The organism is Paenibacillus sp. FSL H3-0457, from assembly GCF_037981725.1.
In the GTDB taxonomy this organism is placed as follows: domain Bacteria; phylum Bacillota; class Bacilli; order Paenibacillales; family Paenibacillaceae; genus Paenibacillus; species Paenibacillus amylolyticus.
Genome location: NZ_CP150283.1, coordinates 1,562,551 through 1,587,273, shown reverse-complemented (window position 1 = coordinate 1,587,273; position 24,723 = coordinate 1,562,551). Strand labels below are relative to the sequence as shown.

Below are 24,723 nucleotides of genomic sequence, written 5' to 3'. Positions count from 1 at the left end.
CGAAATTCAACAAACTACACTGTCGCTCCGCTATACAGATTGAGAAATAAATATACGCAGGTTATGATGTGGAGATATATGCTATGGGATGATTTATAGAGAGGAATGGAACAACTGTATGGAATCCAAACTACTTCAAAAATTAAAATATGCTTCACAATTAACGGCACAGGAGAAGCATATTGTGGACTATATCCTAAGCAATCCCGAAGTTGTATTTGATTCTACAGCCCATGAACTGGCTCAGCAGACCTATACAAGCTCATCCACCATTGTTCGCTTATGCAAAAAGCTGGGTACCAAGGGGTACCCAGACTTTCAGTTAAAACTTGCTCTTGAATATCAACAGATACCTTCCGCGTTGCAGACGCAGGATCATGCAATTGCAGAACAAGGCAACGTGCTGGCTACCATCGACTCAGTTCCTTACCTGTATCAGCAGGCGCTAGATGATACGCGCCGGATGTTAAACGCTCCTGTTTTGCTACGAATCGCGAACTGGGTCAAAGAATCCGGACGTATCGATATCTATGGCAGTGATATGAATTATTATCTGGCTCAGCAGGCTTGTGCCAAGTGGAATGAACTCGGCATATCTGCGATTGCTCATAATAGTCCCAACATGCATTACTTGAACACGATGAATCCCAACAGCCTGACGTTGTCTTTTGTTATCTCGCACACAGGTGAGAATCAATCCATGATTGAAGCTGCCAAAGTGCTGAGCAACAAACAGATGAAAGTCATCGCGGTCACGGGCAACAACCATTCAACCCTGTCCAGACACTGTGATGAAACGCTGCTGGCTTACGGATACAATGAACAATTAAGGCTATCCAAAATGTCTTCGATGGTCTCGGTACTCTACATTTTCGACATGTTGTACATGGGGAGCATTAGCGATACGTATTAACGATTAACACTTATCCGCTGCAAATACGATTCCGGCATCCTTACGCGCACTCATGAGTACACTCATCACAGACTGGCTGTGTTCGAGCAGTTCGTAACACCGTTTGTGATCCCCATTTGCATGGATGTCCCTGAACGCTTCCCACTCATAGTACAGCCAATTGGATTTGGTCTGCGCATTATACGCCTCAGCAGGCTCATTCCCGATCTGAAGCTTGATCTCACGGCAACCGTTTGCTCCTCCCACAACCTGAAGATAACCTTTCTCGCCCTGAATAAGCACAAAGTTCATGCTGTTTGTGTCTTTGGCACCTACACATTCCGCAATAAACTCCGGATACTTAAGAACCACTACACCTGACGTATCAATGCCGTTTGCATGCTTGTTCGCGGTATACGATACGGTATTCGGACTGCCAAACAGATTCATGACCAGATGCAGATTATAAATATTGATATCCATCAGCGCTCCACCAGAGAATTGTGGATTGAATACGTTCGGCGTTTCCCCTGCAAGCAGATCATTGTATTTGCGCGAGTATTGACTGTAGTTACACTGGATGAGTTTGATCGGACCAAGCTTTGGTAGTTGCTCCTGTATGACTTTAATATTGGGCAGATGAATGTTGGAGATGGCTTCAAACAGCAACAGATTCTTTTCTTTTGCAAGTGCAATCAGCGTTTCTGCTTCCTGAAGCGTGGACGTGAACGGTTTTTCGCAGACGACATGTTTGCCATGTTGAAGTGCCTGAAAGGCCTGTTCGTAATGCATGCTGTTTGGTGAAGCAATATATACGAGATCTACATTTGTATCTGAAAATAGGGATTCCAGGTCCGTATAGATTGTACTTACCCCATACTTACCCGCAAGCTCCTGTGCTGTCTCTCTCTTACGGGAGTACGTCGCTGTACACGTAACATCTTCCAGTTCATTGATCGCAGATAAAATGGCATCCACAATGGACCCTGTACCAATCGTTGCTATATTCATCATATCGTTTCGCTCCTGTCGTTGGTTGTTTGTCAGTTGGCTCTCTTCGCTGCTTCGATTCCGTCATGTAAAATATCCAATACATATAAAACCTCTTCATCCTTGACCGGTTTATCACCGTTATGTCGAATGGCTTGAAGCAGTTGATCATATAAAATGCCATAGTCTGTCGCTTCCGAAGGAACTTTCTCCGTATGTGATATTCCCTCATCGTCCACATAACTAATCGTACTCCAGTTATTCTCCGGTTCAGCTTCAATGGATACCCTGGTTCGTCCATCTCCATTTTTCGTTTGATGCCCACTGCTATATTTAACAAAGCTCCCTCGATCCCCGTGTACCATGAATTTTGGATGTTCGATCTTCACAAGCAGACTGCACTTAATCGTGGCCTTCATTCGTCCATAACGAAAATCAATATCGATATAATCATCGGATTCACCCGGCGCGATCAAACTCCGAACATCATAATCAATACGGTCAGCTACGCCATAGATGGAGATTAACTGATCGATCGTATGCACGGCCAAGCCATGCATCAATCCAAATTCACTTCTCGCATACTGTGGGTGAAAATAATCATAGTGGGACTGGATTTCAACAATATTCCCCAGTTTGCCGCTCTCAATCACTTTCTTCAATGTCAGAAAGTCACCATCAAATCTGCGATTTTGATTTGCCATGGCGATGAGATTTTTACGATTGGCTAGTTCAAAAATATCTTTGGCTGCCGCAGAAGTGGAGGCAAAAGGTTTCTCCACCAGTACATGTTTCCCGTGTTCCAATGCCAGCTTGGCGTACTCTACATGACTATCCACATGGGTAGCGACAACAATCAATTCAATCTCATCATCCTGCAATATGTCTTCGATACTCGTAGTAAAAGTAATCTCGGGATAAAGTAATTCACGCTCTGTATCGCCAACCCGATCTTCCTCGCGACGGTATATCGTCTTCACCTTGATGTTTTCTTTTTTGTCCAGATAAGGCAAATGATAATTCACCACTGCATTCCCAAATCCGATGATCGCCACATTCATTACCATGATCGCTCACTCCTCTGCTCTGGTTGAGTGTAATGTTATCACGATCAAGTCAGGCGGAGAATGCTTTGGGACGGGATTGGCAGCATCATGCGCAATTTGATTTCAGGTTTGAATGACTATGAAATTCAATTTCATTTCTTCTTTTTTTCATGTTTGAGATCTAACATATCTTCCATAGTTTACCGATATAACATAAGGAATTAACGACATACATATAGAAGAACGAAGGGGACGATGAACGAATGAAATCAGGGTATACATACGTACAACGCACCATCTGTGCATTGCTGTTATTTACACTCATTGCAGCAGTGACATTGGGAGGTGGAACCGCAGCCGAGGCAGCTTCACTCAGCCAATCCACAGTGTATTATGAGTCCGACGGAGTTTTATACAAAGTATCCGCGGATGGCAGCAATACAACAGAAGTATTAATTGATTTCCAAGGTGTGGACTTGCACGCGGCAGGCTCTTATCTCTACTACACGCAGACTGCTTCTTCCACAACATTGCTTCGGGTTCCAAATGACGGGTCCAGCGATGCGGCAGAGACCTTTGCTACAGATGTACTCAGCTATTATACGGATAACGGATTCATCTATTATCTGGATGCTACAGGTACCATTTATCGTGCGAATGGCAATAGTGACGCTTCATCTGTCACCAAGATTGCTGACAAGGCTGATACCGACTTCCCATTCCTCTTGGTAACCAAAGGGCGTGCCTACTATAATGCGTTGGTTAATGGAAACACGTGGATCGTGTCCAAAACGTCCAACGGTGCTGGAGCTGTGCAGCGGATTGCCGCAGGCGCAGTGGAAGGACGTTATTTTACGAATCAAGCCAAAAACGAACTGCAACTGATGGTAAATACAGACCCGTACGAGGATTTCTACTCCACCAATGCTGTTGTCATGTATAAGGTGAATTACAACACTGGTAAGGCGACCGCTGTTAATCCCAAAGCCAAACTGGATGTGAATGCTGTATATTCCGGTGGTTGGGGAAACAATCTTTACGTGTATAACAAAGGAATCGTTCTAGACAGCAATAAGGATTACAATTATGCCAAAGGCAAAGCGTTTGCGTTAACAAATTCAGCCAAAACACTTCAGCTTCATAACAAAAGCGTTCGTGAAGTAAGTGCCTTAGGTACAGACAAGGTTGTCCTTATTGATGCAGACAAAAAGGCTTATGCCAAAACGGTCTCGGGCAACAAAGTGACCAAGTCTGCCAACCTGAACCTGACAAATGTAACGTATGTGGCGAATCAATTGACCAATGGTACATCTACGGCAGCATACATCTCGGGCAACAACGGACTCTATTCGGTCAATACAGCTCTCAAGGTAACGAAACTTACCGGGGACGAATGGGATGCATTCCATATCAGAGATGATGTTGCGGGCCTCTTCTACATCAATGCCAAAGATCAATATCGCTTGTATCACGTGCAAACGGGTGGAACAGGGAAAAAAGTAATGAGTGACGTTTTCCTCGACAATATTCTATTGGTGACACCGTACTAACATATCATGTTGATTCAGGCGTATAGCCCATTCAACGGACTTGTCCATAACAAAAAGGATTACCATGCAGCCATAACGGCGCTTGGTAGTCCTTTTTTGGTTGTCGAAAACTATTTTTCAAAAACATCTTCCATATGAGAATGATAATTGTTATCATTAAGAAAATAAGACAAAAGGATGGTCCGTATGACTGAACAGTTTCCCTTCATTGCTGAAACCTCATCTCTACCGCTCCTCTCCTCCATGTGCCGTGTGCGTCGAGGGGAGAATTTCCGTGTGCAAGGCAAGACGGTGTCACGGCCCATGCTCTGTCTTATTTTGCAAGGAGACGGTGTTCTGGTCCTGAATGATACAGTCTACACGGCGCAAGCGGGCAGCTTGTTTGTACTGAAGCCAGGAACAACCATTGAGGCCGCTGCACGCTCGAATGTGACCGAATGTATATTACTAAGCATGGATACGGTTTGTTTGCAGCAAGTGCGCGGTGAATGGAAAATGACCTCTTCACCTGCCTTCCCGCTGGATTGGGAGACAGGCAGGTTGCTGGTTCGTCATGAGCAGCAGGCTGTATTACGTTTGGAACAACTGTATGAAACCTATCGCGGTCTTCAACCGGATCACTTTATCAGCATACATAGCCAGCTGCATGAGCTGTTGCAATTTCTCTCAGAGAACAGGCTGGAAGCCAATCATGAGAAAGTGGATCCTGCCTTGGAACGCAGCATTATGTATATGCGACGTTACATGAGTGAAGGAATCAGCATGGATCAGCTTGCCAAGATTGCTGGACTCACCCCCAGCTCTTATTCACGCAGTTTCAAGAAGGCCAAAGGCATGTCACCGACCGATTACCTGAATCGTTTACGTATAAACGAAGCCAAAAAACAGCTGACAGAGGAATCCTGTATCCTCAAAGACGTCGCGGTATCTGTCGGCTATGGTAATGAGTATTATTTTAGCCGCAAATTCAAACAAACCTTGGGGATTGCTCCCAGCATATATATGAAAAGAGATCAACTTCTCGTAGCTACAGCATCCATTATGGGATTCCATGAGAACTTGGCCTCGCTTGGACTGCGCCCGGTAGCTGTGCTGGAAGGTGAAGGTGTGTTTGACCGAGAATCGGATGAATATGAACAAGAACGCCGATTAACCAGACAATTCGATCAACTTCGGCAGGCAAAGCCAGACTTGATCATCGGTGACTTTTACCACAAGCCCTATTATGATCGCCTGAAAAGTATTGCACCTACCATCATCTTGGAGTCCACTGATGACTGGAAAGAGAACCATATTCGCATAGCCGAACTGGTCGGACGTGAGAAACAAGCGTTGCTGAATTTCAAAGAACTTGAGTTTCGTAAGCTTGAAGCAAGCCTGAACCTGCAATCCTATTTCGGACAAAAACGGTTGGCTCTGATGGAGGTTACGAATCAGTTCATTCGCTTACAAGGAACTGGCGAGCATCCATTAAATCACTTGTTGTATGCTGAATTGGGACTTCAGCCTGCTCAGCTTGTATCTCCCGAAAGTTCCAGAAATGAGTATGTAGCGGATAGTATTCCCGTGCTGGACACGGATTACCTGTTGATCCATCGTGCTTCGCTTCAGCCTGTCAGTGAAAAGGTGTTCCGACGCATGAAACAAACGGCATCATGGAATCGATCTCCTGCTGTATTGTATGGTAACGTTCACGATATTTCGAACTGGCAACGGTTATGCTGGACCCCGGGTGGCCGGTTGCAGATTCTGAACGAACTGGAACAGATTACTCAGCAGTCTGTAGTCTTTCCTCAGGCAGGTCTGATCGGACATTAGATGTGAACATAGGTCGATACGATGGGCAAGATTATCTTTTACATCGTGTTCCTTCATTATAATTCAGTAAGATATTGCACAGGCCAAAGGGCCCTCTCCTATAACGGAAAGGGCCCTTTGCATGTAATTATGAATGTTCCTTAATCTCTTCCTTCGGAACAAGCTTGTATATCTCTTCATTTTCCATGGTATCAATCAACCGATCCAACCATTTGTAATATGCTTCCGCTTGCAAAACTTTGTGTTTGTCTTCCATCAGAATGTGGATAAGTTCAGCGTCTGCCTGCTCATCCAGACCTTCGACTAACCGATTCAGTTCTTCAATTGATTTGCGTAGAATCTGAAGGTTACTCTCCACGGCTTTTCTCCATTTAATCGCAAAATAATCCGTAAACGTCTGATGCCAGTCGTATTCCACTTCATATAGGTCTTTTCTGGAGCCCTTGCTCCACACTTTATTTACCATTTTCAGATCCAGCAGTGTTCGTACACCTGTACTCATACTCGTTTTGCTCATTTCCATTTCCCGTCCCATATCGTCAAGGGTCATTGGTTTGTCTGCAAAAAATAGCAATCCATATAAGTGTCCCGTCGACAGCGTAACGCCGTAAAGATCCATATTACGTCCAATGGCTTCAATGACGCGCTTACGAATCTTCAGCACGGTTGCCTGCTGTTCCTCTTGTAAATGGTCCAAGCCCATGCTTGCAACCTCCATTCTGAACATTCCACAGTCTTTGGCGAAATAATTGCAACACTTTAAAAGTCCTGCTTACATGGGAAAGCACTCGGCCGGACATCATATATGCCAGAGGGCTTTCATTCACCCAATGTATGAAAATGGGAACTTTACCAGGCTACAATTGCCTATGACTATCTTTTAACCAAAAAATTCAGCTTCAATTCAGCTCATTTTCTATTGTAGGAAAAGCAATGTCAAATGTAAAGCTGCCTTATTAGCCAGAATAAGGAGAATGACGGAGTATTTGGACGAAAAACTTTGTACAGTTTTTACTGTACAAACATTATGTACTGTTTATTCGGTTGATATACTGGTTAAGTATTGTTAGACTTAAAAACGTTACCCAGAAAGACGGGAAGCGAAGCAACAATTACCGGATTTCGTGGCTGGGCGCATAAGTGTATGGGCTTATGGATGCTGAAAGCCGTTCGAAGTGCACAACACATCAGAAGGGGTGAAAACATGACCATACTTGAAGTGAAAAACGTGAGTAAATTGTTTGGACCCCAAACCGAGCAAGGTCTGCAATTACTGGAGCAAGGTTGGGGTAAAGAAAAGTTGGCCAAAGAAAAACAGATAACGGTTGGTGTCAACCGGGTCAACATGGACATTAAGGAAGGCGAGATTTTCGTTATTATGGGACTGTCCGGGAGTGGTAAATCCACACTGGTTCGGATGTTCAATCGTCTGATTGAACCAACATCCGGAGAAATTCTGGTCCATGGTAAGGATCTACGCAAGATGAACAAAGAACAATTGCGCGAAGTGCGCCGGAAAACGATTAGCATGGTCTTCCAGAAGTTTGCGTTGTTCCCGCACCGTACCGTTCTTGATAATGTGGAGTATGGATTGGAAATACAAAAAGTAGATAAGGAAGTACGCCGGGAGAAGGCAAAAACCTCACTTGAGCTGGTTGGCCTTAAGGGCTGGGAAGACAAAATGCCAGATGAACTCAGTGGCGGGATGCAGCAACGTGTCGGCTTGGCGCGTGCACTTGCCAATGACCCGGAAGTACTACTGATGGATGAAGCCTTCAGTGCACTTGATCCATTGATTCGCCGTGATATGCAAGACGAGTTGATCGAGCTTCAGGATAAAATGAAAAAGACCATCATTTTCATTACCCATGACTTGGACGAAGCGCTGCGCATCGGCGATCGTATTGCCCTCATGAAAGACGGCGCAGTTGTGCAGATCGGTACACCGGAAGAAATCATGATTCAACCGGCCAACTCATATGTGGCCCGCTTCGTCGAAGACGTGGATCTGTCCAAGGTCCTCACTGCCGCTCACGTCATGCGTCGCCCTGAGACAATCACACTTGACCGCGGTCCTCGGGTAGCCCTCGAACTCATGCGCGAAAATGGTGTCTCTAATCTGTTTGTCATTGACCGTTCGAAGAAGCTACTTGGTGTCATTACTGCAGAAGATGCAACCCGTGCAATGCGCGAAAATAAAGTATTAAATGACATTCTGATCACGGACGGGCCGACAGTGTCGCCTGAGACCCTGATTCATGAATTGTTTGAGATTGTAAGTTCTGCCCATGTGCCGCTCGCTGTTGTTGGTGAGAATGGCCGTCTGCAAGGTGTTATCGTCCGCGGTGCCCTGCTGGGTGCACTTAGCGGTGAAGTTGCAGTAAAGGAGGAACTTGAGAATGATTCCCAAAATACCACTAGCATCGTGGATTGAATCCATCGTTGACTGGATGAGCTCCTCGCTCTCCGGATTGTTTAATGTAATCTCTATTGTTATTCAGGCAGTAGTTGGATTCTTCTCCGGGCTGTTCATGCTGCCCCATCCACTCCTGTTCATTGCCATATTGGGTGTTCTTGCGTTCCTCGTAGGACGACTCCCACTGACACTATTTACGGTTATCGGGTTCTTGCTCGTAGATAACTTGGGATACTGGTCCCAATCGATGGACACACTCGGCCTGGTTATCACTTCAGGATTGGTTTCGATCCTGCTTGGTGTACCTGTCGGAATCTGGCTCGCATACAGTAAAACTGCGGCGCGTATCATTACACCGCTGCTTGACTTCATGCAGACGATGCCTGCATTTGTCTACTTGCTGCCTGCGGTCACATTCTTTAGTCTAGGTGTCGTTCCAGGTGTTATCGCTTCTGTTATATTTGCCATTCCGCCAACGATTCGTCTGACTCACCTCGGTATCAGACAGGTATCTGGCGAATTGGTTGAAGCAGCTGATGCATTCGGCTCAACTTCCATGCAAAAGTTGTTCAAAGTACAGCTTCCACTCGCTTTGCCTACCGTGATGTCCGGTATTAACCAGACCATCATGCTATCACTGTCCATGGTTGTTATTGCATCCATGATTGGTGCACAAGGTATTGGTGCGGAAGTCTATCGTGCTGTAACACAGCTTCAAATCGGTAAAGGTTTCGAAGCCGGTCTGGCCGTTGTTGTACTCGCGATTGTACTGGACCGTTTTACACAAAATGTATTTATGCCAGGTCGCAAAAAGACCTCACGCATTACAGCCAAGCAAAAAGCATGGATCACTGCTGCGGCAACATTCCTTGTGCTTGTAGCTGGTTTCTCACAATACTTCGTTGGTGGCACAACTTCGGCTGGTGGCAACAATTCAGCAGCCAATGCTGTAGGTCAAGAAGTGAACTATCAGATTATTGGTATCGATCCAGGGGCTGGTATCATGAAGTCTGCTGCAAAAGCGATCGAAGACTATAAATTAACTGACTGGACTCTGATTGAAGGCTCTGGTGCAGCCATGACGGCCACGCTGGACAAAGCGATCAAAAATGAAGATCCAATCATTATTACAGGTTGGACTCCGCACTGGATGTTCAACAAATATGATCTGAAATATCTGGAAGATCCAGAAAAATCTTTCGGTGATGCTGAAGAAATTCACACCATCGCCCGTAAAGGTCTGAAAGAAGATCACCCTGTTGCGTTTGAATTCCTGTCCCGTTTCCAATGGACATCGGATGAAATGGGTGAAATGATGACTGCTATCCAAGATGGCACATCCGCAGAAGAAGCAGCTAAAGCTTATGCTGAGAAACATGCCGATCAGATTGCTGAGTGGACCAAAGGTCTGACTCCAGTGAACGGTGATGCATTCAAACTCAGCTATGTGGCTTGGGATTCCGAAATCGCAAGTACGAACTTGCTAAAATATGTGATGGAAAACAAATTGGGTTATAAAGTTAACGCTCTGCAAGTGGAAGCCGGACCAATGTGGACGGGTGTTGCCTCAGGCGACGTAGATGCCTCTCCAGCAGCTTGGCTGCCATTGACACACGCAGACTACTGGGAACGTTACAAAGACCAGGTGGACGATCTGGGGGCTAATATGACAGGTGTACGTACAGGCCTCGTGGTTCCTAAGTACATGACTGAAGTAAACTCGATTGCAGATCTGGAGACAGGTGCCGCTTCTTCCACTCCATCGGCAAGTGCTAATGTGGGCGAAGAGGTTAATCACCAGATTGTTGGTATTGACCCGGGTGCAGGTCTGATGAAGGCCACAGCAAACGCCATTAAACATTATGAATTGTCTAACTGGAATCTGATTGAAGGCTCCGGAGCAGCAATGACTGCATCGTTGGACAAAGCTTATAAAAATGAAGAACCCATCATCGTTACGGGTTGGACTCCACACTGGATGTTCAATCAGTATGATCTGAAGTATTTGGATGATCCCGACTTAATTTTCGGCGATGCAGAGGAAGTTCACACGGTTGGACGTAAGGGAATCAAGGAAGATCATCCCGTTGCCTATGAGTTCTTCTCTCGTTTTAATTGGACTGCAGATCAAATGAGTGAAATCATGGTAGACATTCAAAAGGGCGTTTCGCCTGAAGAAGCTGCCAAGACTTATGCGGAAAAACATCCGGACCAAATTGAAGAATGGACCAAGGGGTTAACCCCGGTTAAAGGTGACAATTTACGTCTCGGTTATGTTGCATGGGACTCTGAAATTGCGAGTACCAACCTGATGAAGTATGTGCTTGAGACGGATCTGGGTTACACAGTCAAAGCACTGCAAGTCGAAGCTGGCCCCATGTGGGCAGGCTTGGCAGCAGGTGATATCGATGCTTCTCCAGCCGTATGGCTCCCGCTTACACATGGGGACTACTGGAAGACATATGGAAACAAGATTGAAGATATCGCTGTCAGCATGACAGGAGTTAAACAAGGTCTGGTTGTTCCAACGTACATGGATATCAACTCCGTTGAAGACTTAAAAGATAATTAAACCAGATTGAGATGGATAAACCTGAATTTGTTAAAAGACCACCGAAAAATTTCGGTGGTCTTTTTGTTATGGCTATGTTTTTTTCAGGCATGCTATTTGATTTGATATTCTATCCTGGTCTTACTGCATACTGCTACTTTAAGCATTCAAACGCTTTTTCCATTTGACTCTTCTCACATATCCTCTTACTTTGCCTTCGCTCATGAACATCGTATGTAGATGACACTTAGTGAGTTCGTTTATTTCCCAATAACTATCCGATCAGTAACAGTAGTACACCAATGACAATCATGACGACACCTAGAATACCATATACCACCCTTGCGCCCTGCCGTCCAATAGTCTTCACAAAAATTCCTGCTCTGAAACTCTTCATAAACCAATCCCAATTGTTGATACCTCCGAGTAAACTAAAAATTCCTGCCGCTATGGCAAATAGTGCGATTAAAACGGGTTGATCTTGCATTACGTCAACACTCCTTCAATATAATCCTGTCTACTATACCTTCACTTGGTGAAAATTAACAGGCATAAATTAGAAAAAAACAGCTTGCAGATGGGAGTCTGCAAGCTGTTCTAAACCGTCTATATCATGCGTATTATTGCTTTTGCATCTCGCTTGCCGACAATAGCAGGGTTACAACTTCAGCACGGGTTGCCTCGGCGAGGGGATTAAACATATTTTTGCCTGTTCCCTTCACCAGTCCTACATCATATGCAGCAGCGATATATGGAACAGCCCACGCCGGTACTTTATCTGCGTCCGCGAAACTCAGTGCCGGATTGGACTGTACCGGGAGGCCGAGTGCTCTGACGAGCATAACTGTCATCTCTACCCGTGATACTTTGCCCGATGAACGGAACGTATCATCCGTATACCCACTAATGATGCCTAGATCCACTGCCTGAGCAATAAAGGATTGTGCCCATGCAGGTATCCCGGCAGCATCCTTAAACGTCAATGCTTTGTTGCTGGCTGGAAGTTCAAATGCTCTGCCCAACATCACAATGAATTCGGCGCGTGTGGCTGGTGCATTCGGACGGAAATTACCATCCTGATATCCGTTCACAATTCCCCGGGAAATGGCCTGTCCAATGGCAGCCGCCGCCCAGTGATTTCCGATGTCCTTCAGGTCTACGACCGGAGTAGTTGGATTAGGGTTTCCTCCATTACCCGGAACAGTTGGCGTAGTTGGGTTTGTAGGATTGGTTGGTGTGGTTGGAGTTACAGGCGGAGTAGGTGTTGTAGACCCTCCACCACTGTTACCACTGCCCGGATTACTTCCATTATTGCCGCCACCATTACCAGGATTGCTTCCATTTCCGTCCCCCGGAAGTGGCGTACCTTTCAGATCCGTGCTGCGTCCTTCCGTCACTTGATTCACATTACCTACACGGTCTAGATATTCATGGAAGATTTCATAATCGACCAGATTTAATTCGTAGAATCGATTATCATCTTTTGCCGTTCTCATAGCACGATAGAAGTCTCCACCGTTAGCCATGAATGAATTGGTAGCGACGATATAATACCCGTTCGGATCAATATCTGAGTACGTACCATCTGCATTCTTAATCTGAACTTTGACCACACGTTGACCCACTTGGGTCACGGTATTGGTCGTTGCATCAATTTTCTCGCCTGGTTTCGTGGAATCGTAGTAGAAACGCATACCCGCTACTTGCGGAAAACGTCCTTCTCCCGTTTCCACACCACTAACCCCATTTTCCAACGCGGCTGTGATTTCCTTACCTGTCATTTTCAACGCAGACAGATTATTAGCAAATGGCATCACAGTAAGGAGATTACCCAGCGTAATATCACCTGTCTGGAATGAAGCACGAATGCCACCGCCGTTCTGGATCGCCACGTATCCTTTGACGTCGTTTTCCTGCACAATGGATTTCACTTTCTCCAGCATACCGTCTGTCATCAGGTTTCCTAAATTGGTTTCCTGTTTCCGTACAGTGCCACGTTCTCCATCCAGGAAGACATTCGTTTTACCGATAATCGTTTTCTTGAATTGTTCCAGCTGAGGCGCATATTCTTTCAGCTTGTTTGCGGCTTCCACATCATCAGCATAGATGAATTGGCCGTTAGCATCTTTGGCATCTAGACTCAGCAATTTGCCGTTCCACTTCTTCAATACACCGGCTTCATCAAACGTAACATCCAATTGACCAAGAGAAACGTCATATTCCCCAGTCTGCACAACCAAAGTTGGGTCCGCATGGGTATCCACCAAAACTGGTGCGTTCAGAATGGTGTGTGAATGACCACCTACTACAATATCGATCCCTTCTACAGCTTCTGCCAATTTGAGATCCTCTGAGTAGCCCAGGTGAGTCAAAGCAATAATTTTATTGATACCTTCATTTTGCAGCATCTGTACAGTTGCTTGTGCACTTGCCTTATAATCGATAAACTTCAAGTCATCTCCCGGTGAAGAAAGAGATACCGTGTCCGGTGTCGTCAGTCCGAAAATACCGACTCGCTCACCATTCACTTCCGTAATAATCGCCGGATAGATTTCGGCTTTATCACCCGGGTTACCGATGCTATTTCTGTACAAACCACTCAAACTCGCATCCTTTGAATAATCAATATTAGCACTCACAAACGGGAACTCTGCTTTTTCAATAAATGCTCTCAGTACGCTTGGACCTTTATCAAACTCATGGTTACCAAAAGTCATGGCATCATATCCGATCATGTTCATGAACTCCAGGTCAGCCAGACCATTAAACAGATTGAAGTACAATGTACCAGAGAATACGTCCCCTGCATCCAGCACCAGGGTATTATCATTGCGTGCTTCCTTAATTGCCGTTACTCGGCGCGGGATGTTATCCAGATGCGCATGCGTATCATTCGTGTGCAGTACGCGCAGGTTGAAGTCGCCTTCTTCCACTGGATCTCCAATACTCAATTGTGCAAGCAATGGATCATGGTCGCTTACTCGTCCATCTGCTGTCTCAAAATCGGCATTCACATGTACCACTTCGATGGCTGCCGTCTCAGTTAGATTTTTACTCACCAAAATGTGATCCAGTGTCTGGGAGTTTCCATCATAGATGTAGGAATACCGCTGATTTTCTGGTAGTTCGTTTACCAGGTTGTCCAGTTCATTACCTTCAACAATGTTCAAAGTATCCGAGAATTGGAAATCATTAAAATCACCAAGAACGGCGACATTCACCTCAGGGTCTTTGTTCAGTAACTCTTTCACAAACCCATTCACCAATGCAGCTTGCTTCGCACGTTGAACTTCACTGCTCCGAGTGGCAGGTTGTATACTTCCAAAAGGTTTCAGGTCTCCACCTTTGGAATTGAAGTGATTGGCAATCACCACTACACGTTTACCATTGAATTCGAATTCAGCAGCGAGCGGTTTGCGGGAGCTGGCGAACGCCTCGTCCCCTGGTGCAATACGACCCGGATTATTGGAGAGACTGCCGTCAGCTTTGACTGTGATCGCTGTCGTAGCATTTCCTTTTCCGATACCATTAGCCAACGATACACGGTTCGGCTGATAAAGGAACCCTACACGAATATTGGCACCAGGTGCCCCGCCATCCTTGTTATTTTCCGGAGAAATCTCACTATATCGATATGTTGGTCCGTTGTTCGTTTTGATTGCATCAATTAGCGTCTGAAAACTCTCATTGGACGCTGTTGTGCCCGTGTCGGCATCGCCATCGTTATCCTGAACTTCCATGATGCCAATGATGTCTGGCGTGTTCAGATTATCCACGATGATTTTACCGATTTTATTGGCTCGTGTTGAATCTTTTTTGCTGAAGTTCTCCACATTAAACGTAGCAATGGTCAGTTTATCTGCCGCTTGTTCAATGGAAGTAGTCGCTTGTTTCGTTTCTCCCGGGATAACTGCTGGTAAATTCCCTTCAGGACTCACCTTGAAATTTCCACTAGAGTAGGTCATTACTCCGACTACATTACCATCCAACTTATCGCCTGTTTTTACTGCTTTGGAAGGTTTCTTGCCGATAAATAGACGCTGCGGATTGAGATCACTCTCATTCATATCTTTCTTGTTATCGGTCAGAATAACACCACCGTTAGGTGTGCGAAGTGGATTATTCTCACCATTATCCACAACAACGGCCAGACCCGGTTGACTGGAGTAAGGACCTATAATTTCAGGCTTTTCCAGTTCAACACGCATGCCTTCCAAACTTTCAAAAAAGTCTATAGCATCCGTCTCGGGATTAAATTCTGCAAAAGAGTCTGAGTCAATGACGGTTGGAATTACACGTCCATTGACACCCAACTTCACAGGTGCAGGTAGATCTACCTTATCTATTACTTTTACAATGGCACTCGCCGTAATCTGCGTGGTGGTTAATTCGTTAACCGCCCCATATTCCGCAACTTTCCCAGATACCTTCACCTGATTGCCAACGATAACTCCATGACTTGGTTTATAAACCTGAATGGCTTCGGATGTCCGGTTATCATCGTCCATCTCGCCCGGAAGCTCTTGCATGTAAAAACTGCTTGTACTGACAGAGGTAACAATACCTTCAATATCCTTAACATCGTATCCGTTAAAAACAGAGGTATGTCCTGCCCCCTGAATATCATGGATACGCACGTTTTCTTTATCAGGAAGTATTTGATACGTAAAGGTGTACACTGCACTGGATTGTCCATTAAGAATGGCAACAGCCTTGATTACGATGTCTTGATCAATCACTATTGGACTACTATACACGGCGGAAGAAGAAGTAGGCTCTGTATTATCCGTCGTGTAATGTACAACTGCACTCTTGGCTGGAGAGGTTAATGTGACTTCATTGTTCCGGGGAATCCCGCCAGATGGAACACTTGCCATCACAGACAGGCTATTTTCTACAACATCTGCGGCTGTTCTAGGCAAAATCTCTAATCCGTAATTACTGTTGAATGTCAGAACACCCTGCACATATTCGTAGGTTTTGCCAACAGTTAGCGCGGTAGGAGAGTTTTTGGCATAAATCGTCATCTCAGCACCATGACTATCCGTAGCGTAAAACGTCGAACTACTGCCCCGTGTTACCTGAATATCTCTTACTTCGACAAACATTCCCTCATACTTTTCGCCCGGACCTTTGTTACTTTGGTCTGCTGGTCTGACAAAGTCTGTGGACACCATATTTTTGGGTCCGGGGAGTGTTACATTTTGCTCAGTTACCTTCATGTATCCTTCGGTAAAACCTGACTTATCCTTCTCGATCTGGACGAGTCCGCTGTAGTGGGTAATTGGACCATACACTTCAATGCGATCCCCCACATCAACCTGATTCTTCGCTCGGACTACAATGCCAGCTTCTTCGTCTTGAATATAATAATTCGTGAATTCTCCGGAGAGTTCACTGTACGTTACGACACCTGAAACGGCTACATTTGTATTTGGTGCAAGGACTCTCGCATCAGCAATGGATATGATTCCAGTCTCGTCTGCTTCCTGTACTTCTGAGTTATCCGTCTCAGCTGGTTCTTCACTTTCAGTTCCATCAAAATCACCATCTTCGTTAGTTGGTGACTCTGTCCCCTCCAGGTCTGACGATTCTTCAGTTGAGACAGTATTCGGTATGGAAGTCTCCTGATCACTTGTGTGCGGCTCTTCCGTTACTACACTTTCCTCATCAGCATATGCGGTGCTACTTAATCCACCTATTGGTGCCGCACCTGTAACGACAAGAACGAAAACCAGAAACCCTTGTGCCCAACGTTTCAGTTGCTTGTTGTTCATTCGTCCTACCCCCATGTTTTCAACTTGGCAATCATTTGTTCAGCCAGCTTGTACATTAGTTCAAATATAAGATAACTGAATAACAGACTTGTGTAAACAATATTTCTTCGTTATGAAAGAAAATAGAACACTCATATCACATTTTCTAAACTAACCTCTATAATAATGGATAAATAGTACTAACTTTTAACTAAAAACACGTTATTAAGCCTATTAAAGTTATATAAATGTTAGATACACGGTTACTTAACGTCAATTAAATTGACATTTATACTAAATATATATACGAATTCGACATTTAGTAACAGTACTCATTTCTTTAAACCCACTAAAACCTGAGTCTTGAGACATGCATTTTCACATGATAAAACGATATGTACGGATCACTTTAGATCACAACATTAACTGAGTATAAAAGAGAACTATTAAGCGCAAAATCAGTATGAGTTAATAGAATGTTAAAAAAAAACCACAAGAACATCTCCAATTACTCTCAGAGACTTTCTTGTGGGATAATACAAAAATATGAAAAATGATACTAATTTCACTTTTTCGAAATGTTACAGACGGTTTTCAATACACTTCTGTGTCTGGTGTCAAAGTAATATTACTTCCATAGGGTTCAATTAATCCTTGTTGCTCCAAGTATTGGTCAACGTATCGATCTGCATTCAGTGAAGTTGACCCGATCCAGTCTGAATATGTTTTTCCAAACATTTTATATAGTATGTCACTAGTATATTCATTACTTAATTCCCCAAAAACAGTATATAACTGTTTTACCGTATTCGTGTGTTTTTTCCCCTCTAAATCGGTCCATGTTACTTTTTTATTCAGATCTACCTTCCTTATATCCTTAGTATATATTTGTACATTTGACCCATTGATTTTGAAGTACACACGGATGCTTTTTTCGTAAGGATGACCCTTGAGAATGCTCCACCCTTTCATATCTCCAGTAGCTGGCACAGCATAAAGTTTCCCTTTTGTTGGAGTTGTTCCTGTTACACTGTTTTGTTTTTGAGGTTGTTCAATATTAATAGTCATTTTACCTTTACCAATGGATACTTGCATCTGCTTAGCTTTAGAGTTATAAGTCACAGTTCCATCCAGAGCATCTGAGAGAACAGAAGCAGGAAACAAAGTTACGCCATTTTGAACAAGCAACGGGGACTTGAGAGTTAATGGCTCTCCATTTAACGTTGCTTTTGTTCCCGTTTTCGGGAGAGTTAGTTTGGTAGAACCAACTTTAATCTCGAAGGCGTCCTGTTGAGCAATGTAACTAACACTCCCTCCCAGTGCCTTAAATACCTCTTTCATCGGAACAAGAGTCACACCGTTTTTTATGTATCCTCCATCAATTGCTTCATCCAAACTACCTGAAATAGTAACTGATCTTTCAACATTTTCGACTTTAACAGTAATTGTTGAAGAACCTACACCTATTACCTTTACCATCCCAGTGCTCAGCACTTGAAGTATATGAGGTTCACTGATCGTATAATCTGTTTTTGTAAGACCTGTATTTCTTCTGTAGTATGGATCGTTATCGCTATGTATTGAATTTTCGTCATCATACACAACAACTATATTAAGATTAATCTTAGAACCGACCGAAACTGTAGTATTAGGGATGAGTTCAATATTTTTAACTTTAAGTTCCTCTCCATAAACACTTGAGACAAACAACAACATAAATACCATCATTAGAAGCGTTACTCTTTTCATTCACTTGTACTCCTTCTTATTTTTAATATTGTCCATTACTTTTCATGAATCCATGTATTGGGATACCCCTTTCAGCTTCCTATTCTATTTCGGAATCATTAACAAAAAATGTTAGTCTTTCTTTTTAGTAAAACAAAAAAATTGAATGCAGCTTAATCACTGCATTCAACATGGATATGAATTAAATTATTTCTTCACCGTGCTGTTATATTGCGCAATCTTGTCTGTAATTTGTTTGGCTGCTGCATCCAGTGCTTCCTGTGGTGTACCTTGTCCATTCAGGACCGTTTCAATCGCTCCTTCGACAAGTTGTCTGGCTTCCGGGAATACACCCATTAATGCCCCGGATGTTGCTGTCGAATCGGCGGAAGCGTGCAATTGATCGACTGCTGTCTGGAATTGCGGGTACTTCGCCATATTATCCTTTAATACTTGCTCATTGTAGGCTGCTGTCGTAATAGGGAAGTATCCTGTCGCAACACTCCAGTTCGCTTGTACCTCTGGTGTAGCCAAGTAATTGATGAATTCCCACGCCGATTGCTGTTGCGCTTCCGATTTGTTATTCATGATGTACAAGCTCGCTCCACCCACTACAACGCCGCCTTCTTTGGCATCCGCTGGACGAGGCAGGAAACCTGTTCCCAGTTCAAACTTGCCACCGGAACCTTCTACGATTTTACGCAGGCCAGCCGTGGAATCTAGGGTCATACCGATTTGCTGAGCGGTAAATGCTGCTGTTGTATCGTCTGTGCTACGTCCCAGATTGGAGAGGGTCTTCTCATCAATCATCTTTTTCCACCACGTTAAAGTCTTCACTCCAGCTTCGGAGTTCAACAGAGACTCTGTGGCTGCTTCATTTCTTCCGTTTCCATTGTTTACATAATCTGCATTCTGGTTTGCAAAGAACTGTTCCATAAACCAGCCGTAGATCGCCATGGATGCACCTGGCTTACCGTCTTTCGCCAGTGCTTTTGCTGCTTGCTCAAACTCTTCATACGTCTTCGGCGGGTTCTCCGGGTCCAGACCTGCTGCTTTGAACATATCCTTGTTGTAATACAGGATCGGGTTGGATGTGTTAAACGGCATGGCGTTCAATTTGCCATCGATGGTGTAGTATCGGATGATGTTTGGCTCCAGTTGGGACAGGTCGAACTGATCCTTGTCAATGAACTGTTGTACTGGCGTAATCATGCCCGAATCGATCATGAACTTGCTACCGATCTCGTAGACCTGGATAATGTCTGGACCGCTGTCTGAGCCCATGGATGCTTTGAGTTTGTTCAAGCTCTCATCGTACTTCCCTTGATAGATGGGTTTCACCTGAATGTCGGGATGGCTAGCGTTAAAATCGGAAGCGAGTTGATTAATGGCTTTCTCCCCAGCGCCAGACATGGAATGCCACCACGTCAATTGTGTTGTTTCAGCTGCGGCCGCTTCTGCTTGTGCTCCACTTGCCGGGCTGCTTGTTTCAGCTTTTGTTCCGCAAGCGGAAATGACCAACATGAGTGCAGCCAGCATTAATGCGAATGTTCCTCTTTTTTTCAAACGAAATCGCTCTCCTTTTATATGGCTCGCGTACAATAAAATCTTGGGGATGACGCGGTGTGGCCGTTACGGTTACGAATCGTTCTTTTGATCGCTGTTATCCCCGGATTTTTCTCACTCCCCCTATCAAAGGGGAAAATCCGGGGATAAAGGCGAACGCTTTGCTTCTTCAGAATCGATTTCGTCCCCTCCACTACTACCGTCGTTCATTTCAACATCTTATTTGAAGCACGAGCCTCATTTTATTCGCTCTTGGTATCCAGACCTTAAGACCTGATACATGGTTTAATTCAAAACCTCTAAATTAAAATCTTTAGATCAAAACCTTCAGAGTTTCCACTTCAATTCAATAGTTGTAAAACTTTCATTGCCTACCCCTTCAGCGCTCCTGCGGCCATTCCGCGGACAAGCTGTTTCAACCCGAAGATCAATAACAGTAAGGATGGTAGAATGACCATGGCTGTTCCGGCAAATACCAGATTCCACGCTGTGGATTCCTGGAACTCCAGCATCGAGATTCCGATCTGTGCGGTTCTCATTTCCGGTGTGTTTGTCACCAGCAGCGGCCAGAGATACGAATTGTACATGCTAAGGAATGAATAGATTGCCAGTGTTCCAAGTGCCGGACGGGACAAAGGCAAGACGTGCGATATGAAATAACGAATATGACCACAACCGTCGATCCTCGCCGCCTCGAACAATTCCTTGGGTAGTTGCATGAAGAACTGTCTTAGCAGGAATGTACCAAACGCCGTTGCCAGAAACGGCACGGTAAGCCCCTGGTAACTATCTAGCCAGCCCCAACTGCGAACCGTCAGGTAGTTGGGGATCATCGTCACTTCCCATGGAATCATCATGGTGGCGACAAACATGCTGAAGATGACGTTTTTGCCTTTGAACTGCATTTTTGCAAAAGCATAGGCTGCCATACTCGCTGTAATCAATTGACCAAGCGTTGTCAGTCCTGCGACAAGAAAGGTATTGCCGATAAATCGGCCGATCGGAACAATATCAAATACTTCGCTAAAGTTGGACAGATCGATTGAATTTGGAATGATATGCGGCGGATAAGCACTCGCATCTTCCGGCGTCATCACGGCCATGAAAAAGGTGTAAATCACCGGATACAGCACAAGCGCTGCACAGATCGTCAGTAATACATACAACAGCGTTTTGGTCCATGTCGCACTCATTGGTAATGCACTTTCCTTTCTACCCATTTGAACTGGATCAGGGTCAGCAACATAATCACCACGAACAGGATCAGTGCCTGTGCACTACCTGTACCAAAGCGGAAATTAACAAAAGCTTCCTGATAGATGGAATAGACAAAAACATTTGTACTGTCCATCGGGCCACCCCGGGTTAGAATGTTGATCTGACCGAACGATTGAAAAGCACCAATGATTGATACAACCGTGACAAAGAACAACGTTGGTGACAGTAGCGGCATCGAAATTTTGCGAAACGTCAGCAATGGTCCTGCACCGTCAATCTTGGCGCTCTCGTAGATCTCATCCGGGATGCCCGCCAAACCACTGGATAGAATAATGTAGTTGAATCCAAGGTTCATCCAAATTGTCATGATGGAAATTGAGATCAATGCCCAATCCGGGCTGGTAAGCCAGGGAATTGGATCCATACCTACTTTGCCAAGCAGATAATTCAGCATGCCCAGGGTCGGGTGGAATAGAAACTTCCAGATCACCGCTGACGAACCAACGGATAACACCACGGGCAGAGAGAATACAAATTGGAACACACGCATTCCCTTGAACCGGTTGTGGGTCAGTGCAGCCAGAATCAGAGCAGCCAACATACCTGTGGGGACTGTAAACAGCACAAATAGTAACGTCACTTTCATACCTTGCATAAACAGTCCTGATTGGAACACGGCCTTGAAGTTATCCAGTCCTACATAAGCCGCAATCTGCCCCGTCGGATCTGTGGAATGCAGACTCAGATACACGGACTTAAACATCGGGTAAAACAGAAACACTGCAAACAAAAGCAGCGATGGTGCCAGGAAACCATAGGCCAGCAGATTCTCCCGCATTCGCTGCACACGCAGCGAGGCTGTCCGGCGCTCACTCGTACCGGATACGCGCCGTTTGGCGGCGGGCAAGCTGATCCGGTTATCAAGCTCACTCATCGGATTTTCTTCCCCCTTGTTTCACGCATTCAGTGTGTGTGAAATGTTAGATCAACTTCAGCACCACGTTATCTAGTGTAAGAGTCGAATGTCACAGCAAAATTCATTCTGAATCAACGTAACGTTAATCATGGACAAGGGACTTTACGGAAATGTGCATCCATTCGAAAGCGGTATCCATACCGAATTTCATGACAAAAAACCGCAAGAACTCCCCTGTTTGGAGATGTCCCTGCGGTTTGATGTGTAAATGGAATATGAACGTTTGCTTTTTAATAAAAGCGACTCATTTTACAATAATCTGTAAATCTTCCAAACGAGGTAAAGCGATTAACCGTTCGAGTTAACGATTAAGATGATATGGCACCGTGGTGACAATCACGTCTTTGTAATTGATCAGATAGGCTCGGATCATGAAGCTAGTCTGGTTGTGCAGTACATTTTGCCACCAATGCTTGGTGATGAATTGCGGAATCAATATGGTGATGTGATCGGTCTCAGCCGTTTTCCACTCTACTGTATCAATGAATTTCTTCAGCGGCCCCATAATGCTACGGTATCTCGATTTGATCACGACCAGACGAACGCCTGGATTCCACTCTTCCCACTTCTGCTCCATCTTGCGTATCGCCTCATCATCAAATCCAATGTACAGCGCGACCACATGATCCGACATCGTCTGGGCGTAACTGATCGTATTCATAACGACCCGGGTAATGCCCGCAACAGGAATGACTATCGTATTGCCCTTTTTGGCTGGCTTATCAACCCGAATATCAATCCGCAGCTCATCTGCAATGTTGCAATAGTGACGGTGAATACGCATGAACACATAGACTACGACCGGCAAAAAGATAAAGATGACCCATGTCTGCGTGAACTTGGTGAAAATAAAGATCAGGGTAATCGATAGTGTAGTCAGCATACCGACGGTATTGACCAGCAACTTCATCTGCCAGCCAGACGGCTTGACTTTGATCCAGCGAATCATCATACCGAGCTGTGACAGCGTAAATGGAATGAACACCCCTACCGCATAGAGCGGAATCAGGCTTTCCGTATTTCCTTTGAAACCGACCACCAGCAGCGCAGACATCACACTGAGAAAAATGATCCCGTTTGAGAAACCAAGACGGTCTCCTCTGACCATAAATGCATGCGGCATGTATTTATCCTTTGCCATCATGAAGGATAACAGCGGAAAAGCCGAATAAGCTGTGTTGGCTGCGAGGAACAGGATCAGTGCCGTTACACCCTGGATGATAAAATACATCGTGCCCCTGCCAAACGTCGCTTCAGCAATCTGGGAAATGACCGTTGCTTTGGGATCAGGCTTCACTCCGTACCCATAAGCCAGTAAGGTGATGCCGATGAACATGGCTCCCAATATACAACCCATGAGCAGTAATGTACCCGCGGCATTTTTCTCGGCAGGCTGCTTGAAGTTCGGGATTGCGTTACTTACCGCTTCCACGCCAGTCAAGGCCGAACAACCGGAGCTGAATGCTTTTAATAACAGAAACATACTCACATGGGATAGACTAGTTCCGAATTCTGGTGCAGCTGCTTCCATCCCCCCGGCAAGAAATTTGATTCCGCCCGAGATAATTAGCACCGCAATCGAAAAGATAAATAGATAAATGGGGATCGCCAGCACAGACGCTGACTCCGTCACTCCCCGCAAATTCATAATGGTTAGAAAAACAATCATAATCAGAGCAATCACAACACTGTAGTCATGCAGCATAGGAAAAGCCGACGTAATCGCATCCGTCCCTGCCGACGAACTTACCGCAACGGTCAAAATATAATCGACCAGCAGAGATCCTCCAGCAATCAGACTGGATGTTGTACCCAGATTATCCTTGGCTACGATATAAGCGCCGCCCCCTGTTGGATAAGCAAATATCGTCTGGCGATAGGAAAAAATTAAAATGACGAGTAATCCCAGCACGGCGATGGAAATCGGAACAGAATACCACAGGGCGGCGAATCCGGCCGCAACGAGCACCAGCAAAATCTGTTCCGTACCGTAGGCAACGGACGATAGGGCATCCGAGGACAGGATGGCGAGTGCCTTCCATTTCCCCAATTTTTCTCCATCCAGTTCAGCCGATTTCATTGGCTTGCCTATTAAGATTCTCTTCATTTTGCCAAGCATGATCATAACTTCCTTCCGTCTCTCATCTGTGAAGCATTGTTATTATGCAAAATCGCAGAGCCGTTGACAATACGTCATTTCACCCGAATTTCGCCAG

The 24,723-nt window shown here is 45.0% G+C and carries 15 protein-coding genes; 5 read left to right on the top strand and 10 right to left on the bottom strand.

Translation table 11 applies throughout. The annotated features are described in order from the left end of the window. Positions 1–118 precede the first annotated feature (118 nt). On the top strand, positions 119–913 hold the full coding sequence (locus MHH25_RS07030; RefSeq protein WP_340019581.1) for a MurR/RpiR family transcriptional regulator: 795 nt from the start codon (positions 119–121) through the stop codon (positions 911–913). A gap of 3 nt (positions 914–916) precedes the next feature. Here MHH25_RS07030 and MHH25_RS07025 read toward each other — a convergent pair whose 3' ends face one another. Further along, positions 917–1,903: a Gfo/Idh/MocA family oxidoreductase gene (locus tag MHH25_RS07025; protein ID WP_340020463.1), complete on the bottom strand. Its 987-nt coding sequence runs from the start codon at positions 1,901–1,903 to the stop codon at positions 917–919. A gap of 32 nt (positions 1,904–1,935) precedes the next feature. Further along, positions 1,936–2,949, bottom strand: a complete 1,014-nt coding sequence (locus MHH25_RS07020; RefSeq protein WP_340019580.1) for a Gfo/Idh/MocA family oxidoreductase — start codon at positions 2,947–2,949, stop codon at positions 1,936–1,938. A 242-nt stretch (positions 2,950–3,191) separates the two neighbouring features. On the opposite strand from MHH25_RS07020, the gene MHH25_RS07015 reads away from it, so the two are divergent. Then, complete coding sequence (locus MHH25_RS07015; protein ID WP_340019579.1) at positions 3,192–4,478, top strand: DUF5050 domain-containing protein; 1,287 nt, start codon at positions 3,192–3,194, stop codon at positions 4,476–4,478. Between the two features lie 186 nt (positions 4,479–4,664). Next, positions 4,665–6,296 carry a helix-turn-helix domain-containing protein gene (locus tag MHH25_RS07010; protein ID WP_340019578.1) on the top strand — a complete coding sequence of 544 codons (1,632 nt, stop codon included), beginning with the start codon at positions 4,665–4,667 and terminating at the stop codon, positions 6,294–6,296. A 127-nt stretch (positions 6,297–6,423) separates the two neighbouring features. Here MHH25_RS07010 and MHH25_RS07005 read toward each other — a convergent pair whose 3' ends face one another. After that, a complete protein-coding gene (locus tag MHH25_RS07005) occupies positions 6,424–6,999 on the bottom strand; it encodes a transcriptional regulator (RefSeq protein WP_036611216.1) in 576 nt (191 codons plus the stop codon). A gap of 501 nt (positions 7,000–7,500) precedes the next feature. On the opposite strand from MHH25_RS07005, the gene MHH25_RS07000 reads away from it, so the two are divergent. Both MHH25_RS07000 and MHH25_RS06995 read left to right on the top strand, forming a co-directional pair. Continuing rightward, positions 7,501–8,730 (top strand): glycine betaine/L-proline ABC transporter ATP-binding protein, encoded by a 1,230-nt coding sequence (locus MHH25_RS07000; RefSeq protein ID WP_036611218.1) that lies wholly within the window; start codon positions 7,501–7,503, stop codon positions 8,728–8,730. Continuing rightward, positions 8,696–11,284, top strand: coding sequence for a glycine betaine ABC transporter substrate-binding protein (locus tag MHH25_RS06995; RefSeq protein ID WP_340019577.1), 2,589 nt, complete (start codon positions 8,696–8,698; stop codon positions 11,282–11,284). Before MHH25_RS07000 ends, MHH25_RS06995 begins: the two co-directional genes overlap by 35 nt. Positions 11,285–11,537: 253 nt before the next feature. On the opposite strand, the gene MHH25_RS06990 is transcribed toward MHH25_RS06995, so the two are convergent. The 7 genes from MHH25_RS06990 to MHH25_RS06960 form a co-directional block, all read right to left on the bottom strand. After that, entirely contained in the window at positions 11,538–11,750 is a 213-nt protein-coding gene (locus MHH25_RS06990; RefSeq protein ID WP_047842001.1) for an immunity 17 family protein, read from the bottom strand. A 133-nt stretch (positions 11,751–11,883) separates the two neighbouring features. After that, entirely contained in the window at positions 11,884–17,040 is a 5,157-nt protein-coding gene (locus MHH25_RS06985; RefSeq protein WP_340019576.1) for a 5'-nucleotidase C-terminal domain-containing protein, read from the bottom strand. A 573-nt stretch (positions 17,041–17,613) separates the two neighbouring features. Next, positions 17,614–18,768 (bottom strand): copper amine oxidase N-terminal domain-containing protein, encoded by a 1,155-nt coding sequence (locus MHH25_RS06980; protein WP_100529967.1) that lies wholly within the window; start codon positions 18,766–18,768, stop codon positions 17,614–17,616. 186 nt (positions 18,769–18,954) lie between these two features. After that, a complete protein-coding gene (locus MHH25_RS06975; protein ID WP_340019575.1) occupies positions 18,955–20,313 on the bottom strand; it encodes an ABC transporter substrate-binding protein in 1,359 nt (452 codons plus the stop codon). A gap of 371 nt (positions 20,314–20,684) precedes the next feature. Beyond that, the gene (locus tag MHH25_RS06970) at positions 20,685–21,506 is read right to left on the bottom strand and encodes a carbohydrate ABC transporter permease (RefSeq protein WP_340019574.1); all 822 of its coding nucleotides are present in this window, start codon (positions 21,504–21,506) and stop codon (positions 20,685–20,687) included. Further along, the gene (locus tag MHH25_RS06965; protein ID WP_076327280.1) at positions 21,503–22,465 is read right to left on the bottom strand and encodes a sugar ABC transporter permease; all 963 of its coding nucleotides are present in this window, start codon (positions 22,463–22,465) and stop codon (positions 21,503–21,505) included. Before MHH25_RS06965 ends, MHH25_RS06970 begins: the two co-directional genes overlap by 4 nt. A 343-nt stretch (positions 22,466–22,808) precedes the next feature. Continuing rightward, a complete protein-coding gene (locus MHH25_RS06960; protein WP_340019573.1) occupies positions 22,809–24,626 on the bottom strand; it encodes an APC family permease in 1,818 nt (605 codons plus the stop codon). Positions 24,627–24,723 lie beyond the last annotated feature (97 nt).